Raw genomic sequence first — 16,227 nt, forward strand, 5'->3', positions numbered from 1 at the left:
ACCGCACCACAACCACCAACCCCGAAATTGAGGGTGATGCAACGACCGCTAGAACTCAGGGATCCGCTTGCGGGCACGTCTTGACGCCTTGATTCGGCGGCCCGAGCTTGCTGTTCGCATGCGTCAGACCGACCCGGCCGTTCGCCGCCTGGATCAGATGACATTGCCCCAACAGGTCCTTAGTCGTATAGAGGTGCTCGACGTCGCCCAGCTCGACCGCACCCTCACCCGTAGGTGTTGTCGGCCCGGCAACCCACCAGTCAGCACCTGGCAGACCCGCAGGGAGATAGGCGCGACTGCCGGGCTGCGGGTGCCAGTTCTCTAGACGCCGGCGCGCTGACACCTCGCCGTGGGCGGGTTCCCACATCCGTACCAACCCGTTGGCCTCGTCGAGAACGACGGCGTCGTACCAGCGCCAGACCACGATGTGAGCGCCGTCGGCCGCCTCGGCAGTGGCCACCAGGTGTCCCGGCGACAGACGCTCCACACGCAGCATCGGGAAGTGCGTCGCGTACCGCGCACGAGCGGATGGTGACAGAACATGATCTCGCAGAATTCTTCTTGCACTCTAAGTACAGTTCCGGACCCGAGTCGCACCTCAAGCGAGCGCGACGCTCACAGCCATCTCGGCAGACGCGCCCCACATCGACACCGCAAACGGAACGCTAAGCAACTCCGCCACGAGGGGGCGCATGCGGTCGACCAGTACGACGGCTTGCGCCGTTCGCACCGACCGTTCCTCGTGCGGGACTCGCGGACCGTTCCTCGTGCGGGACGCACCGTTGCTTAGGCCAGAAAACGAGGACGGTCGGCCCTGTGCGAACGCACGAGAAGAGCGGCAACAAGACCTAGCCCTGGAAACAGCAAGCCGAGCAGGAAGAAGGCGAAGCGATCTCTGCCCTTTCGCCCCGCTACAACCGCCGCGAGGACGGCCAGTAGTGCAACAACCAGGACGAGCTCAAGAGGCCCCACGTTTATCACATTTGAAAGTGTGACAGAACCCGGCGGCGGGCGGCTGTTGTAACCGGCACTTGCGCGCGGAACGGTTGTCGTGCCGTGACGAACTTGGCAGGCCGGTCCTTGCCGATGGACGTGCGGCTACCACGCTCGCCGTGTTCGGCTAACCAGCGTGTTCTTCGTCCGGTGCCTTGCGGGGTAACAGCCAGACCAGGGCGAGGCATGCAACGACGATGACACCGACCACCGTCAGGCTGGTGCGCAGAGCGTCGACTCCACCGTGGCCGAGACGGTCGAAGAAGACGGTGGTGACAACCGCCGATCCGATGGCGGCCGCGAGTTGTTGGACGGCGCTGAGTGAGCCGCTGGCGCTGCCGGCCTCATCCGGAGCGACATCGCCTACGGCCACGTCGAAGATGCTGCTGAAACATGCCCCCATGCCGAGACCGAGGACGACGATCGACGGGGCCATGGTCCAGGCGTTGACATGGTTCGATGCGGCTGCAGTGGTGATCACCAGTGCAGCGACGCCGATGAGCGTCACGAGGAGTCCGAGGACGACGAGAGTGCGGCCGAGCTTGGGGATCAGCGGCCGAGTGATGAATGCCGAGATCATGATGCCGACCATGAGGGGTGACAGGCCGAGCGAGGCTCTCACCGGGCTCAGGTGCAACGACAGCTGGAAGAACAGCGAGATGACGTAGGCGAAGCCGTTGACGGCGGCGAAGTAGGCCAGTCCGAGCAGCAAGCCGGAGGTGAACCCACGGTTGGCGAGCAGGGTGGGAAGGATCAGTGGGTTGGCGGCGGTGCGCTGACGGATTGCGAAAGCAACGAACAGCACGATGCCCGCGGCGATGCTGGCCATCGGCAGGGCGTGCCAGCCGTCGGTCGAACCTTCGATGAGGCCGAAGATCAGCCCGAGCATGGCGGCGCCGAGCAGCACTGCGCCGGCGATGTCGATGGCTTCGGGTCGCTTGTCGTCATCGGGTGGGAGCAGCGTGATTGCGGCGATCAGGCCAATCGCGGCGAGCACGATGTTGATCAAGAACATGGGCCGCCAGGTCAGCCCACCGATATTGGCACTGATGATCAGGCCGGCGACGATAGGGCCGAGGACGGCGGAACCGGCCAGGGTGGGTCCGAAAGCGGCGACGGCGGCTGGGAACTGTTCGCGGGAGAACGTCTTGAGCAGCAGCCCGATGCCTTGAGGAATGAGGACGGCACCGAAGCCGCCCTGCACCAGGCGGCCGGCCACGAGCATGCCGGGGTCGGCTGACAGCCCGCACCACACCGAGGCGAGCCCGAAGCCGGCAATGCCGATGATGAACATGGTGCGTTTGCCGTATCGGTCACCGAGACGACCGCCGACCACAAGCAGCACGCCGATGGCCAGTGCGTAGCTGGCGCCGAGCCATTTGACCAGCCCCTGTCCGCCGCCGATCTCACGGACGATGGTCGGGGCGGCGATGTTGGTGATGGTGGAGTCCATCAGGTCCAGGACGTCGGCTATCAGGACGACGGCGAGGATCACGCGCAGCCGCGTCGTGAGCTTGGCGGAATGGACGTCCGCGGTGGCGGCCTGCGCTTGGTCGGTGCTCATGTCCGCGCCTCCCCCGTGTTGACAGGTGCTGCGCCGGCGACGCCGTCGCGAAGCCCGGCCAACTGAGTGCGGAAAGCCCATTCGAGCCGCTGCCGCCCTGTGCCGCTGAACAGCTCGTCGCGAGCCCAGGCAATGCCGGGATGCGTGTGATCGTCGGCTTCACCGAGCGCCTCCCGTTGCGCGCTGCTCTCCAGCTGCGCGGTGGCCGACTCGTCTCGACCAGATTGTTCGCAGGCGGTCGCGGTTGCGGTCTGTATCAAGATGTCCACGCCCCACGCCGCGTCTCGGGGCGCCACGCCGCCGACCCGCAGCGCGGTCAACAGCGCATCGACTAGACGCAGATGGTTCGGGCCGTTCGGGCGCAGGGTCATCGCGGACCGGGCCAGCGCCGGATACTCGTAGAGCATCTGCGTGTACTCGATCAACATCCGCAGCAGCGAGCGTTCCCAGCTCTTCTTCGTGGGCTTCGGGTCGGTCCACGATGTTGCGGTCAACTCGTCCAGGATGGCCGCGTGCAGCTCCGCTGTGTTGGCGAAGTACACGTAAAACGACGCCGGACCGGTGTCGAGCTCGTGCGCCAAGCGGCGCATTGTCACCCGCTCCAGACCGTCCGCATCCATGATCCGCTGCGCCGTCGACACGATCGCCGAACGAGTGAGCGCGGGCTTTGCCGGTCGGTCGCGCCGACTCGACGGTTCTGCAATCACGAACACGATCGTAACGAACATGTTCGTAAATTGCTAGTGAGTCGCACGCACTGCTTCGTACTGGGCCAGGCGGGTCTCCGTCTGTAGGCACACGCGGTGCGGTCGGGCGGCGTCCCGAAGAGCGCGCCGGTCTCGACCGAGCTGGCCGGCCGTCCCCGCCACCATCGCTCAGCACGTCCGCACGTCGATCCCATAACGAGAACGCAGTCATTCGGACATGTCGAGTTCGCAGGCGGCTAACGTCAGATGGCTGCTTTGACTCGTGGCGCGGAGTATCTGCAGCTGATCCGAGGCTGGACCGCGTCTCGTCTGATCCTCACGAGTCAGGCGACACTCACCCCGCCCGGGCTGCTAGTCGTTCTGTGCGCCTGGTGCTTCCTCATCTGAATTCCGGCGTTGCTGTTGTGGCTACCGCGATCCTCGTTTCGAGCACAGCCGGAGCAATGCTCGGCGTTGCGGTAACGAAACGTGGCTACGCGCGTCGGAGAGGTGAGCACGCAGCAGCTACACGGTGGACCGAGATCTATTTCGACTCGCGGGACGACCTTCATCGGGTCGACGAGCGCAATGGCCGCGTCGCCGGGTTGCTCGACTCGTCGGCAAAGACACGTCTCAACGTGACCGTCCTCCCTTACCCGAATGCGAACGCAAGCGCTTCCGCTCGTCCGCGCAGACCCAGCTTGGCGGACTCGGGGGCCAACAGGCCGGTCCGCGCATCGACCACGTCGAGCGCGCCGCCGGAGGTCACGGTCCAGAGATATCTGCCGTCCGGGGACCAGACGGCTACCTCGTTGCCGTCAACCGGCGCTGCGGTTGCGAGGTGGGTGTCAACGTTTCGGCCATCATTCATGTTCACCAGGTGTAAGGACGTGGCACGGTCGCCGTCAGCCACGTCGATCGCGACCACCCGCCCGTCCGGGGACACGGTGCCTTGAGCACGACTGCCGGCCAGTGATGCGAAGGTGCCGGGGAGGCGGTGCGCGGGGGTCGGCGGCGCGGTCCCTACCCGCAATAGCGAGCAACCATCCACCGTGTCGCACTGTTGTGCCAGAGCAACGGTGTCGCCAGTGGCGATGAGCCGACCGGCGGTGACGCGACGCGCGATGTGAGAGCTATTGACGTCGTAAGTGCCGCCGGCGCCCGGCGCCGCAATGTCGCCGTTGCCCAACGGCGCCGCGTCACCGACGACCGTCGTTGCCGGCAGCTCGAAGGAGGCGAAGGGCTCGTCGGTGCCGACGTGAACGAGACCTACGGAGTCACCCCGCATACCCCACACGGCTTGGTCGTCCTCGTCCGGGAACAGACGCGAGCTACCGGCCAACCACCCACCTACGGCCGTCGCCGTGCCGTAGGGGTCAACAACCACCGTCGTGCGGGCCGAGTGCAAGTAGGCAAACCCATCGGAGACCACCAACTGGGTGCCGCTCCTGATCACCATGGGGGTCAGCGTCGTGGTCGTAGCGGCGAACGCGACGCGGACCAGACCAGAAGGCATCGCTACGAAAAGTGACCAGTGTCGAGCCAACCCCGGCAGGCGTGGCATGACGAACCGGCGGTTGATCACCGAGGACGGCATACTGGTCGCGGACGTTGTCGGCGACAACGTCCCCGGCGTGCGCGCCGAGATGTGCGTCCTGCGTGGCCCGTCCTTTCTGGTGACAACGAGCACCGACGTCGCCAGCAACCCGACCAGTAAAAGCGCCAGAACAGATGCCGGGCGGCGACGACGTGTCCCAACCCGCCGATGTCTGCCTCCAGCGGGCGAGGACGCGCTCGCAACACCGGGGACGCCGTCTTCGTCGGGCAACCATTCGACGCTGGGCCCTTCCGGAACGTCCGGCAATTGGTCACTCCCGCCCTGACTTCGTAGTCGTGACGACGTTCGGCGCTTCACGCAAAGCCACCTACCTGGCCATCACCCGTCGCCACCGATACAGAGAATAGGGCAATCTCGACGCCCGGGCCGGGGCGCGATTACCACAGTCACGGCCACACTTTGGCGCCAACCGTTCGCACACACAGCAACGCGCGACTGCGCATGCGAGCGGCACGACAGGTCTCATGGGAAATCTGGGGTCCGGGCCTCGGCCAGCGCCACGCCGTCACCCTTTAATGTCCGGCACCGGCCGCACCGTTCAGAGAGCACTGCGGCGCCGCAACCATCGGCCACGTTCCTTTTCCGGCACGGGCTGATGGGTTGGCTAGCTATCCGGTTCACCGACGATTGTCAGCGGCCCTTCGTCCGCGCTCGGCGGCTCAAAGTGATCGAAGTAGAGCCCGGCGAGTTCCGCAGACAACGGGTAGTCCTCGCTGTGGCCGCGCTCGCGTGCAGAGACCCGTTCGAGCGCGACGGCGCGGGTCGTCGCGAGATATATCGTCTCGGGCTCAACGCCGAGCGGACGCAACAAGTCGCGGTACTCCATCCGGGCGCGGCGCGACCAGAACGAGAAGTCCAGAACGACGTCAATCCCGCGTGCCACGAGATCGACGAGGCGCGCCCGCAGTTCCTGCTCGATCTCGTCGCGCAACTGGTTCGGGATCGGCATGGTCCGGATACCGCGACGCCACGCCTCTGAATCAAGAGACAACCGAGTCATGCCTGCACGTTCGAGGCGCCTCGCAATAGTTGATTTCCCCGCGCCCGCCGGACCGCACATCATCACGACCCTGCTCACCGCGGCCACCTTAGCTATGCAGGCGCGACGGTGAACAGGCCGAACTAGGCAGTAGACGCTGGGTCATAGCGACCAGTCGACGCGCGACGGAGTCAGGATCGATGACGTGGTGCAGGTGCAGGCCGGGTTCATGTTCGACCAACCAGCCGCGTTCGACCGCGTCAGCAGCTTGCGCTTCATACGGCGGCCCGAACAGCAAATAGCCGAACACGGCATGACCGCGGTGGCCCGGCTGCGGCAGCACCTGCTCGTAGAACGCAAGCGGCAGGCTCGGTTGTTCCGCCGCGACGGCCTCACGGACCGACGGGTCCGGCAACAGCCGTGCTACCTCCTCCGGGTGCCACCATTCCGTCCACCGGGGCAGCCGGCCAGCAACTGCCATCGCCCGCAACTCCTCGAGGCGTGCGTCGGTCGCGATCGGGGTCGCACCGCCAACGGCCGCCAATGCGGCGTCGACAAATATGCAGCCGCTGACAGGCCGCCCAGCGTGCTCTAAAAGCGTGGGCACGAGTCGACCGACGTTGCTGTGCGCAACAAGCAACAGATGCTGAGCCGGCGCAAGGGCGTGCATCGCCGCGTTGACCCGGTCGACGACGTATGGCGAGTGCGACGCCGCCTTCGAGCGGGTCACGACCCGCAACGAATCTGGAAGTCCTGGGGGGACAAGACGGCTCGAGTCATCCGGGTCGTCGCCCTCGACCGCGCCTAGCTTGAATCAGGCGTGCAGCGCTACCTCGTAGGTCTCGAGCCGCAATGAGTCACTGTCGTTCCCGGATAGAACGTCGTCGTGAATGCCGCGCTCCGTGCCCTCGGCGACCGCGTCCATGTCCTCGCGCGTCTGCCACAACGAGATGACGACGACCATGCCGGTGCTGTCGTCGGTCAGCAAGTAATAACCCGCGAATCCGGGCCGCTGACGGGCAGCCGGCAGTTCTTGATCGGCCGAACGGATGAGGTCGTCGAATCCCTCGTTGCCGACCTGAGTGGTGATGACACGCGCAAACATGTGCTCTCCAGCCCGAAGTGATGTCACTTGTCATGATGCCTGCGGGCCCTGCGGGACACATCAGCTGCTCGCACACCTCGGATCCGAGGCTGTTCCGAAACGCGTCACGCACGCGTTCGTGCGGCGTCAAGTCCTCGGTGTGCTCGGCACCGGGCCGAAGTTGCGCATGCATGAGCGACGTCCCGGTCGTCACCGCCGTGATATGCGCTGCGTGAACTAGATAATCTCGCGCGGTGCCCGAGCTGCAGCGGCTACGTGCTGACCACGCCGACGCTGTGCTCGCGTTCGAAGTGACCAACCGCGCTTATTTCGCTGCGTCCATCTCCGACCGCGGCGACGAGTACTACGACAATTTCGCCGAACGGCACGATGCACTTCTGGCCGATCAGCAAGCTGGACGCGACGCCTACTACGTCCTTGTGAACGAAGACGGGTCAGTCGCCGGGCGCTTCAATCTGTATTTCACGGACGGCACCTCGGCAAATCTCGGTTACCGGGTTGCCGAGACGTCGGCCGGCCGCGGTCTGGCGACCATGGCAGTCCGTCAGTTGTGCGATCTGGCGGCCGGGCAACACGGGCGCCGTCGGATCATGGCCGCCACCTCGAACGAGAACATCGCGTCTCAGCGGGTGCTGGCCAAGGCGGGATTCACGCTCATCGGTCCGGCAGCACCGTCCGACCTCGGCGGCAAATCGGGTCACTGGTACGGGCGAGACCTCACCGTCGGTTGAGCAGCACCACCGGGATCGTGCGCGAGGTCTTCGTCTCGTAGTCGGCGAAGCCCGGGTACCGACGCTTCTGCTCGGCCCAGATCGGCGCGCGTTCGTCGGCGGGCAGATCACGTGCAGTGACGTCGATGGTGTCGGTGCCGACCTCAATGGTGGCGGCCGGATTCGCCATCAGGTTGTGGTACCAGGCCGGATTGACGTCCTTGCCGGCGTAGGACGCGAACACCGCCCAGCCGTCGTCGACCTGCAGGTACATCATCGGGTTGGTGCGCTCGGCGCCGCTCTTCGCGCCCTTACTGTGCAGCAGGAGCAGCGGAGCACCGGCGAAGTTGCCGCCGACCTCGCCGCCGTTGGCGCGGAACTCGGCGATCACCTTGTCGTTCCAGTTGTTGGTCTCAGCCATGTCGGCCCCAACGCCCGTCGCGCCGTATTCCATCCGCGGCCGCCCACCTGCGGTTGACTTGAAGCGGTTCAAGTTCTCGATACTCGATCCATGACCACTGACTCGTTGACCATCGCGCAGGCCGCGGCGTCGACCGGCCTGCCGGAGAGCACGCTGCGGTACTGGGAGCGCATCGGCCTCGTCAAACCAGTCGAACGAGACCCGTCCAGCCGGCACCGCCGATACACCGAGGACGACCTCCAGACGCTCGACGTTCTCGGCAACCTCCGAGCGGTCGGCATGACGGTCGCCGACATGCGCCGCTATCTCATCGGCCGATGCCGCGGGGACGACGCCGCGCGCGAGCAGCGGGAACTGTTCGAGACCCACGCGCGCCGGCTCGCCGACGAGATGGCGGCGCTCGAGGTTCGCCGTCGGTACCTCGAACTCAAGGTGCAGTACTGGGCCGCGCGTGAGGTGGGAGATCTCGACAAGGCCGAAGCAGTGGCCGACGAAATCCGACCACTGATCGATCGCGTCAATCCGAAGGACGACCGGTGACCACCACCCGAGCCACGTCGCACTTCGATTGGCACTCGACCGCGGCAGACGTGATCGACGGCGTCGACCTCACCGGACGCCGGGCGTTGATCACGGGCGCCGCCAGCGGCATCGGCGCGGAGACGGCGCGCGTGCTCGCCGCCGCCGGCGCGGAAACGGTCGTGGCTGCTCGCAACCGCGTCGCCGCCGAGCGGGTCGCCGCCGACATCCGCGCCACGACAGGTAATGACGCCGTCCGCGTCGCGTATCTCGACCTCGTCGACCGAACCTCGATCGACGCGCTCGCGGCCGGCTTCGACGGTCCGCTGCACATCCTGGTCAACAACGCCGGCGTCATGGCGATACCGGAGCTGCGCCTGAGCCCCGAACGCCACGAGATGCAGTTCGCCACGAACCACCTCGGGCACTTTCGGCTCACGACGGCGCTGCTGCCGTCGCTACGCGCCGCGAACGGCGCGCGCGTCGTGTCCGTCAGCTCTCGCGCGCATCTGAACTCACCCGTCGTGTTCGACGACATCGACTTCAACAATCGCGAGTACGACCCGGCGCTCGCCTACGCACAGTCCAAGACCGCCAACGTGCTCTTCGCGGTGGACGCGGCCCGCCGCTGGGCGAATGACGGCGTCGAGGCCAACGCCCTGCATCCGGGAGCGATCCTCGACTCGAACCTGGCCCGGCACTACGACCCGGCCGCTCTCGCGCAGATCCGCAGCTCCGGTCGTTACACCTACAAGTCGATCGCCCAAGGTGCAGCGACCAGCGTGTACGTCGCGACATCGCCGGGTCTCGCAGGAGTTGTCGGCCGCTACTTCGAGAACTGTCAGGAGGCGGATCCCGATGACCCCTCCGCCGCGGGCATCGACGCCGCCGGCGTCGCCGAACACGCCCTCGACCCTGCCGCGGCCGAACGACTCTGGGACCTTTCTGCGCAGCTGATCGCTTGACGGGCCAAACCTGTTGGTCACGATGCCGAGGATGACCTCGTGACGATCGAGGTACGCCGTAAGTTGCCAGCGAGTTGGACGAGTCGTCCATCGGCGGACAAGATCGAGTAGCCGACTCCGGCCGCCCATGCCAGGGTCGGCCGATGGGGACCGTCAGTCGTCGCACATTCGTCACCGCTTCCGCCTCAGTCGCCGCGGCCGTCGGCCTGCCGACGGCAACCGCTTCGGCCCAGGCCACGACATCGACGTCCGCCAGTGCGGACGTCGTGATCGTCGGCGCCGGACTCGCCGGACTGACCGCGGCACGTCGTCTGGTGGCGGCCGGCCACTCGGTGGTCGTGCTCGAGGCCCGAGATCGTGTGGGCGGCCGCACGCTCAACCATCCGATCGGCAGCGGCAAGGTCGCCGAGGCGGGCGGCGAGTTCGTCGGGCCCACGCAGGATCGCATCGTCGCGCTCGCGAAGGAGGTCGGCGTCGGCACCTTCGACGCCTACGACACCGGAAACGACGTCTACGAAGGGAGCGACGGAGTCCGGCTGCTCTACAGCGACACCACGCCGCTCGGCACGGCACCGCCGGACCCCACACTGATCGCCGACATCACCAAGCTCACCGAGCAGATCGATCTGCTCGCGTCGCAGGTCCCGGTCAGCGAGCCGTGGAAGACACCGAACGCGGCAAGCTATGACGAGAAGACGCTCGCGACCTGGGTGCGCGAGAACTCGGTGAACCAGAACGGCATCCTCGAGCTGCTCGCGCCGTTCGTCGAAGCACTGCTCGGCGCCGAGCCGCAGGACGTGTCGTTCCTGTCCGTGCTGGCCTATGTCGCGGCCGCCGGCGACGAGTCGAACAAGGGCACCCTGGAACGGCTGTTCAACGTGCGCAACGGCGCGCAGCAGAGCCGGCTCATCGGCGGCTCGCAGGTGGTCTCGCAGCGCGTGGCCGCGGCGCTCGGCAGCCGGGTGCGGCTCAACTCACCGGTCCGCGCGATCAGTCAATCGAGCAGCGGCGTCACCGTGCTCTGCGACACCGGGGTGGTGAACGCGAAGCGGGTGGTGGTGGCGATCCCTCCCCCGTTGGCGTCGGCGATCGTCTTCGAACCGTTGCTGCCGACCGACCGCGACCAACTGCTGCAGCGGTTGCCGATGGGCAGCCTGCGCAAGGTCGAGGCGGTGTACCCGACACCCTTCTGGCGCACCGAGGGGCTGACCGGCCAGTTCCTCACCACCGGGGGACCCGTCGGGTACTCCTTCGACAACTCACCGCCCGACGGCAGTCCCGGCGTGCTGGCGGGCTTCGTCGGCGGCGTGCAGAACGTGACCTGGAGCGCGCGCTCGGCCGCCGACCGGCGCAAGGCCGTGCTGGCCCAGTACGCGCGACTGTTCCAGGACGACCGCTTCCTGACACCGAGCGAGTACTTCGAGATGGACTGGGCGGGCGAACGCTGGAGCCGCGGCGGGCCCACCGTCAACATCGCCTCCGGGACGATCACCCGGTACGGCTCGGTGATCCGCACGCCCGTCGGACGCATCCACTGGGCGGGGACGGAGACCTCGACGTACTGGACCGGCTACATGGACGGCGCAGTGCGCTCCGGCGAGCGGGTCGCCCAAGAGGTCACCACCGCGCTGTAACCGCGACCGGCCGCTCAGGTGTCCGGCTGAGCGGCGCGCGACTGCGCAGACGGCGGCTGCACCGCGCCGGTCTGCACCGACTCCGCGTCTGACCCCTCGGGCTTGGCGTCGACACCCGCTTCCTTACGCTGCGCTGCGGTGATCGGCGCGGGCGCTGCGGTCAGCGGGTCATAACCGCCGCCGGATTTCGGGAACGCGATCACGTCGCGGATCGAGTCGCTGCCGGTGAGCAGCGCAACGATTCGGTCCCAGCCGAAGGCGATCCCGCCGTGCGGTGGCGCGCCGTAGCTGAACGCGTCGAGCAGGAAGCCGAACTTCGCGCGCGCCTCCTCCTCCGACAGCCCCATCACCTTGAACACCCGCTCCTGCACGTCCCGGCGGTGGATACGGATCGAGCCGCCGCCGATCTCGTTGCCGTTGCAGACGATGTCGTAGGCGTAGGCCAACGCCGAACCCGGATCGGTGTCGAAGGTGTCCATCGACTCGGGCTTGGGCGAGGTGAACGCGTGGTGCACGGCGGTCCACTCCCCCGCGCCGACGGCGACGTCACCGGCGGCCACGGCCTGACTCGCCGGCTCGAACAGCGGCGCATCGACGATCCAGACGAAGCTCCACGCCGATTCGTCGATCGCGCCGAGTCGGTGCCCGATCTCGAGCCGGGTGGCGCCGAGCAGCGAGCGCGCGGCGGCCGGCGTGCCCGCGGCGAAGAAGATGCAATCGCCGGGCGCGGCCCCGACGTGCTCGACGAGCCCGTCCCGCTCCGCGTCGGACAGGTTCTTCGCGACCGGTCCGGTGAGCTCGCCGCCCTCCCCGACCAGGACGTACGCCAGCCCCCGGTGGCCGCGTTGTTTCGCGAACTCCTGCCAGCCGTCGAGGGTCCGGCGCGGCTGCGACGCGCCGCCGGTCATCACGACGGCGCCGACGTAGGGCGCCTGGAACACGCGGAACGGCGTGTCGGTGAAGAAGTCGGTGCACTCGACGAGTTCGAGGTCCAGGCGCAGGTCCGGCTTGTCCGTGCCGTAGCGGCGCATTGCGTCCGCGTAGGTCATCCGCTCGATCGGCGTCGCGACGTCGTACCCGATCAGGCGCCACAGCGCGACGAGCACCGCCTCGGCAAGGGCGATGACGTCGTCCTGGTCGACGAAGCTCATCTCGATGTCGAGCTGGGTGAACTCCGGCTGCCGGTCGGCGCGGAAGTCCTCGTCGCGGTAACAGCGCGCGATCTGGAAGTACCGCTCGATGCCGCCGACCATCAGCAGCTGCTTGAACAGCTGCGGCGACTGCGGCAGCGCGTACCAGCTGCCCGGCCGCAGGCGGGCCGGCACCAGGAAGTCACGCGCGCCCTCGGGCGTCGAGCGGGTGAGTGTGGGCGTCTCGACTTCAACGAACCCGCGGTCGAGCAGCGCATTGCGCGCGGCCCGGTTCACGTCACTGCGCAGCTGCATCGCCGCGGCCGGCCCGCTGCGGCGCAGGTCGAGGTAGCGGTAGCGCAGCCGCGCCTCCTCGCCCACCTCGGCGTGCTCGTCGAGCTGGAAGGGCAGCGGTGCGGCCTCGTTGAGCACGTCCATCGAGGCGGCGACGACCTCGACCTCGCCGGTCTCGATGTGCGGATTGACGTTGTGCGGCTCGCGCAGGCGCACCTCGCCGGTAACGGCGACGACCCATTCGTTGCGCAGGTCGTGCGCGACCTGCGTGTCACGCAGCACGACCTGCACCCAGCCGCTGCGGTCGCGCAGATCGATGAATGTCACGCCCCCGTGGTCGCGGCGGGTGGCGACCCAGCCGGCCAGCGTGACGGTGGTGCCGGCGTCCGACGCGCGCAGGGTGCCCGCGTCATGAGTTCTGAGCATTGTCTTCCTTCGTGATCACTTGCGGAGTCAGGTCGCCGTGGGGCGGGGTCCAGGACGCGACGTCGGCTTCGGCCTGCTCGCCGCTGCGGATGTCGCGCACGTTGTCGCCGTCGCCGTCGGCAACGCCCGGGAACCAGACGTAGGGGATGCCGCGCCGCTGCGCGTAGCGAATCTGCTTGCCGTATTTCTGCGCCGACACCGCGACCTCAGCCGCGATGTTGCGGGCCCGCAACGCCTGCGCGATGGTGTTGCTGCGCGGCCGGGAATCCTCGTCCGGCAGCGCGACGAGCACCGCCGACGGCACCGGACGCGTCGCGGTGAGAGCGCCGCGCTGAAACAGCGGCATCAGCAGCCGCGTGACACCCAGCGAGATGCCGACGCCGGGATAGGTCGTGCGGCCGTCCGAGGCCAGCGAGTCGTATCGCCCGCCCGAGCAGATCGAGCCAAGTGACTCGAAACCCGTCATCCGCGTCTCGAACACGGTGCCGGTGTAGTAGTCCAACCCGCGCGCAATGCGCAGGTCGGCGCTGACGGCGACCCGCGAGCGGTCGATCGCGGAGCAGCCGTCGAGCACCGCGGCCAGCTCGTCGAGTCCACGGTCGAGCAGCTCGTGTTCGACACCGAGCTCGCGCACACGCGCGACGAAGGACGAGTCGTCACTCGTGATCTCGGCCAGCTGCAGGCACAACCCGGCCTGTCGCTCGTCCAGTGCTGCGTCGTCGACCAACTGCACGGCCACGGCCTCCGCCGGCACCTTGTCCAGCTTGTCGATAACGCGCATGACGGCGCCCGGGTCCGGAGCGCCGACGCCGCGGTAGAAACCCTCGATCAACCGTCTGTTGTTGACCTGCAACCGCAGCGGCGGCAGGAAGTCCAGCGCGCCCAGCGCCTCGGCCATCACCTGCGCGATCTCGACGTCGTGGTGGAACGGCAGGTCGTCGCGCGCGACGACGTCGATGTCGGCCTGGGTGAACTCGCGGTAGCGGCCCTCCTGCGGCCGCTCCCCACGCCACACCTTCTGGATCTGGTAGCGACGGAACGGGAACTCGAGGTGCCCGGCGTGCTCGAGCACGAAGCGCGCGAACGGCACGGTGAGGTCGTAGTGCAGGCCCAACCCGGAATCGGAGTCGACGTCGTCGGCGTGCAGCCGGCGCAGCACGTAGACCTCCTTGTCGATCTCGCCCTTGCGCAGCAACTGGTCCAGCGACTCCGCGGCCGGCGTCTCGAGCGAGGCGAAGCCGTGCAGCTCGAACACGCGCCGCAGCCGGTCGAGCACGATGAGCTCGACGGCGCGCTGCGCGGGCAGCAGTTCCGGGAATCCCGAGACAGGCATGGTCTACAACCCGGCGAGGTACGGGTTGGTGGCGCGTTCGCGCTCGACCGTCGTGGACGGGCCGTGCCCGCAGTGCACGGTCGTGGCGTCGTCGAGCGGCAGGATGACCTCGCGCAGCGACGTCGTCATCTGCGCCATCGAGCCGCCGGGCAGGTCGACGCGACCGATGGCGCCGGCGAACAGGACATCACCGGAGAACAGCACCGCGTCATCGGCGCCGGTGAGCCCGAACACCACCGAGCCCGCGCTGTGGCCGGGCGCGTGCGTGACCGCGAAGTCCAGGCCGGCCAGCGTGATCGTCTGCCGCGAGGCGAGCTCGCGCACGTCGTCGGGCTCGGCGAAGGTCAGCGAGCCCATGAGCGGCGTCCCGCGCGGCAGACCCACGCCGGACCACGGGTCGGCGAGCTGCCTGCGGTCAGCGGGATGGATGTACGCGGGCACGTCACGCGCCTGGCACACCGGCAGCACCGAAAAGGTGTGGTCGAAGTGCCCGTGCGTCAGCATCACCGCAACCGGGTGCAGGCGGTGCTCGGCAATGACCTCGTCGAGTTGGCCGGTGACGCCGATCCCGGGGTCGATGACGACGCATTGCTCGCCGTCGCCCGCAGCCACCACCCAGCAGTTCGTGTCGGTCGCCGCGGACGGGAAACCCGTGATCAGCACGGCTGCGGACTCCTGACCGGTCGGAGGACTGTGGGCACCGACGCCCGAGCCTACCGAGGCGAGCTGGTGCGTCTGTGCGGGCACCGAAGTTGCTTTCGTACACTTTCGCCCGTGCCGACCAACAAGCAACGACGTGAAGCGGAGCGCAGGCGCCTACAACGCCAGCTGGAGCGGCGCCGCGAGCGCGAGATCCGCCGGCGGCGCGTGACCCTGATCACGTCGATCGTCGGCGCCATAGTAATCATCGGCATCGTCGTAGGCGTGCTCATCGCCTTCAACAACGACGACACGAAGCCGAAGGCCGCGGCCAAGCCGACCAGCGCCAGCGCCAGCGCGTCGCCGTCCGCGTCGTCCTCGGCGGCTCCGGCCTGCGGCGAGCAGCAGTTCCCCACCCAGAAGGCCGGCGCGGCTACGGGTGCGACGGTGAGCTTCGACGGCGTCAAGGTCAAGGGCGCGGCGGACCTCAAGGGCAAGCCGGGCGTCACGGCGAAGTCGAGCAAGCCGCCGACGAAGCTCGAGTACAAGGACCTCGTCGTGGGCAAGGGCAAGCCGGCGAACCCGACGTCGTGCGTCACCGTGCAGTACGACGGCGTGCTGTACAAGAACGGCGTCGAGTTCGACTCGTCCTGGTCGCGCGGCATGCTCGCGCAGTTCTCGCTGAGCGGTGTGGTCAAGGGCTTCACCCAGGGCATCGGTGGCACCACGGGAGTTCCGCCGATGCGCGTCGGCGGCCGGCGGATCATGATCCTGCCCGCGGCGCTCGGCTACGGGGCACAGGCCCAGGGCAAGATCCCGGCCAACGCGCCGCTGGTCTTCGTCGTGGACCTGACGGACGTCTCGACGGCGCAGCCGGCGGCCGGCTGAATCGCCCCGGCGGCCGGCTGAACTACCCCGGCGGCTGAACCACCCCGGCGGCTGAACCACCCCGGCGCTGGTCGTCCGGCGCCGCTGTCCGACCGCGAAGTCTTCGTGATCAACAGTCGGTGTTGCGCACCCTGGTGCTCGATATTTACTGTTGATCACCGGTATTGGCGCGGCCGCTGATGGCGCCGTCGTCAGTTGGCGGAGTGCACCCGGTACACGTCGTAGACGCCCTGCACGGTGCGGATCGCGCGCAGCAGGGAGTCGAGGTGCTTGGCCTCGGCCATCTCGAAGGTGAACCGGCTGGTGGCGACGCGATCGCGGTT

At 67.7% G+C, this 16,227-nt stretch carries 17 protein-coding genes; 5 read left to right on the plus strand and 12 right to left on the minus strand.

Translation table 11 applies throughout. The features are described 5' to 3' along the window. Positions 1-55: 55 nt before the first annotated feature. From ACFFCN_RS16000 to ACFFCN_RS16030, 7 genes are all read right to left on the minus strand, one after another. Entirely contained in the window at positions 56-460 is a 405-nt protein-coding gene (locus ACFFCN_RS16000) for a hypothetical protein (protein ID WP_375493235.1), read from the minus strand. Between the two features lie 660 nt (positions 461-1,120). Continuing rightward, complete coding sequence (locus ACFFCN_RS16005; RefSeq protein WP_375493237.1) at positions 1,121-2,557, minus strand: MFS transporter; 1,437 nt, start codon at positions 2,555-2,557, stop codon at positions 1,121-1,123. Then, positions 2,554-3,264: a TetR/AcrR family transcriptional regulator gene (locus ACFFCN_RS16010; RefSeq protein WP_375493239.1), complete on the minus strand. Its 711-nt coding sequence runs from the start codon at positions 3,262-3,264 to the stop codon at positions 2,554-2,556. The genes ACFFCN_RS16005 and ACFFCN_RS16010 overlap by 4 nt, the downstream gene beginning before the upstream one ends. A gap of 631 nt (positions 3,265-3,895) precedes the next feature. Next, complete coding sequence (locus tag ACFFCN_RS16015; protein WP_375493240.1) at positions 3,896-4,828, minus strand: hypothetical protein; 933 nt, start codon at positions 4,826-4,828, stop codon at positions 3,896-3,898. A 637-nt stretch (positions 4,829-5,465) separates the two neighbouring features. After that, positions 5,466-5,939 (minus strand): AAA family ATPase, encoded by a 474-nt coding sequence (locus ACFFCN_RS16020; protein ID WP_375493241.1) that lies wholly within the window; start codon positions 5,937-5,939, stop codon positions 5,466-5,468. Between the two features lie 10 nt (positions 5,940-5,949). After that, entirely contained in the window at positions 5,950-6,570 is a 621-nt protein-coding gene (locus ACFFCN_RS16025; RefSeq protein WP_375493243.1) for an alpha/beta hydrolase, read from the minus strand. 84 nt (positions 6,571-6,654) lie between these two features. After that, entirely contained in the window at positions 6,655-6,945 is a 291-nt protein-coding gene (locus ACFFCN_RS16030; RefSeq protein WP_375493244.1) for an antibiotic biosynthesis monooxygenase family protein, read from the minus strand. Positions 6,946-7,178: 233 nt separating this feature from the next. On the opposite strand from ACFFCN_RS16030, the gene ACFFCN_RS16035 reads away from it, so the two are divergent. Further along, positions 7,179-7,676 carry a GNAT family N-acetyltransferase gene (locus ACFFCN_RS16035; protein ID WP_375493246.1) on the plus strand — a complete coding sequence of 166 codons (498 nt, stop codon included), beginning with the start codon at positions 7,179-7,181 and terminating at the stop codon, positions 7,674-7,676. Here ACFFCN_RS16035 and ACFFCN_RS16040 read toward each other — a convergent pair. Beyond that, a complete protein-coding gene (locus ACFFCN_RS16040; RefSeq protein ID WP_375493247.1) occupies positions 7,663-8,076 on the minus strand; it encodes a nitroreductase family deazaflavin-dependent oxidoreductase in 414 nt (137 codons plus the stop codon). The genes ACFFCN_RS16035 and ACFFCN_RS16040 overlap by 14 nt on opposite strands. Positions 8,077-8,166: 90 nt before the next feature. Between ACFFCN_RS16040 and ACFFCN_RS16045 the strand changes: the two genes are divergently transcribed. The 3 genes from ACFFCN_RS16045 to ACFFCN_RS16055 all read left to right on the plus strand — a co-directional run bounded on the left by ACFFCN_RS16045 (position 8,167) and on the right by ACFFCN_RS16055 (position 11,194). After that, entirely contained in the window at positions 8,167-8,616 is a 450-nt protein-coding gene (locus ACFFCN_RS16045) for a MerR family transcriptional regulator (protein ID WP_375493248.1), read from the plus strand. Then, entirely contained in the window at positions 8,613-9,560 is a 948-nt protein-coding gene (locus tag ACFFCN_RS16050; RefSeq protein ID WP_375493249.1) for an SDR family NAD(P)-dependent oxidoreductase, read from the plus strand. The genes ACFFCN_RS16045 and ACFFCN_RS16050 overlap by 4 nt, the downstream gene beginning before the upstream one ends. Before the next feature lie 143 nt (positions 9,561-9,703). Further along, positions 9,704-11,194, plus strand: a complete 1,491-nt coding sequence (locus ACFFCN_RS16055) for a flavin monoamine oxidase family protein (protein WP_375493251.1) — start codon at positions 9,704-9,706, stop codon at positions 11,192-11,194. Between the two features lie 14 nt (positions 11,195-11,208). Here ACFFCN_RS16055 and aspS read toward each other — a convergent pair whose 3' ends face one another. The 3 genes from aspS to ACFFCN_RS16070 are packed head-to-tail and all read right to left on the minus strand — an operon-like array spanning position 11,209 to position 15,040. After that, positions 11,209-13,044, minus strand: a complete 1,836-nt coding sequence (aspS, locus tag ACFFCN_RS16060) for an aspartate--tRNA ligase (protein WP_375493252.1) — start codon at positions 13,042-13,044, stop codon at positions 11,209-11,211. Further along, positions 13,028-14,377 (minus strand): histidine--tRNA ligase, encoded by a 1,350-nt coding sequence (gene hisS, locus ACFFCN_RS16065; RefSeq protein WP_375493254.1) that lies wholly within the window; start codon positions 14,375-14,377, stop codon positions 13,028-13,030. Before hisS ends, aspS begins: the two co-directional genes overlap by 17 nt. A gap of 3 nt (positions 14,378-14,380) precedes the next feature. After that, entirely contained in the window at positions 14,381-15,040 is a 660-nt protein-coding gene (locus tag ACFFCN_RS16070) for an MBL fold metallo-hydrolase (RefSeq protein ID WP_375493256.1), read from the minus strand. 111 nt (positions 15,041-15,151) lie between these two features. Between ACFFCN_RS16070 and ACFFCN_RS16075 the strand changes: the two genes are divergently transcribed. Further along, positions 15,152-15,904 carry an FKBP-type peptidyl-prolyl cis-trans isomerase gene (locus ACFFCN_RS16075; protein ID WP_375493255.1) on the plus strand — a complete coding sequence of 251 codons (753 nt, stop codon included), beginning with the start codon at positions 15,152-15,154 and terminating at the stop codon, positions 15,902-15,904. A gap of 191 nt (positions 15,905-16,095) precedes the next feature. Here ACFFCN_RS16075 and ACFFCN_RS16080 read toward each other — a convergent pair. Then, positions 16,096-16,227, minus strand: a 132-nt coding sequence (locus ACFFCN_RS16080; protein WP_375493258.1) for an ACT domain-containing protein, incomplete at its 5' end; no start/stop codon positions are given.

Origin of the sequence: uncultured Jatrophihabitans sp. (genome assembly GCF_964246335.1) — a bacterium.
Classification (GTDB): domain Bacteria; phylum Actinomycetota; class Actinomycetes; order Mycobacteriales; family Jatrophihabitantaceae; genus Jatrophihabitans.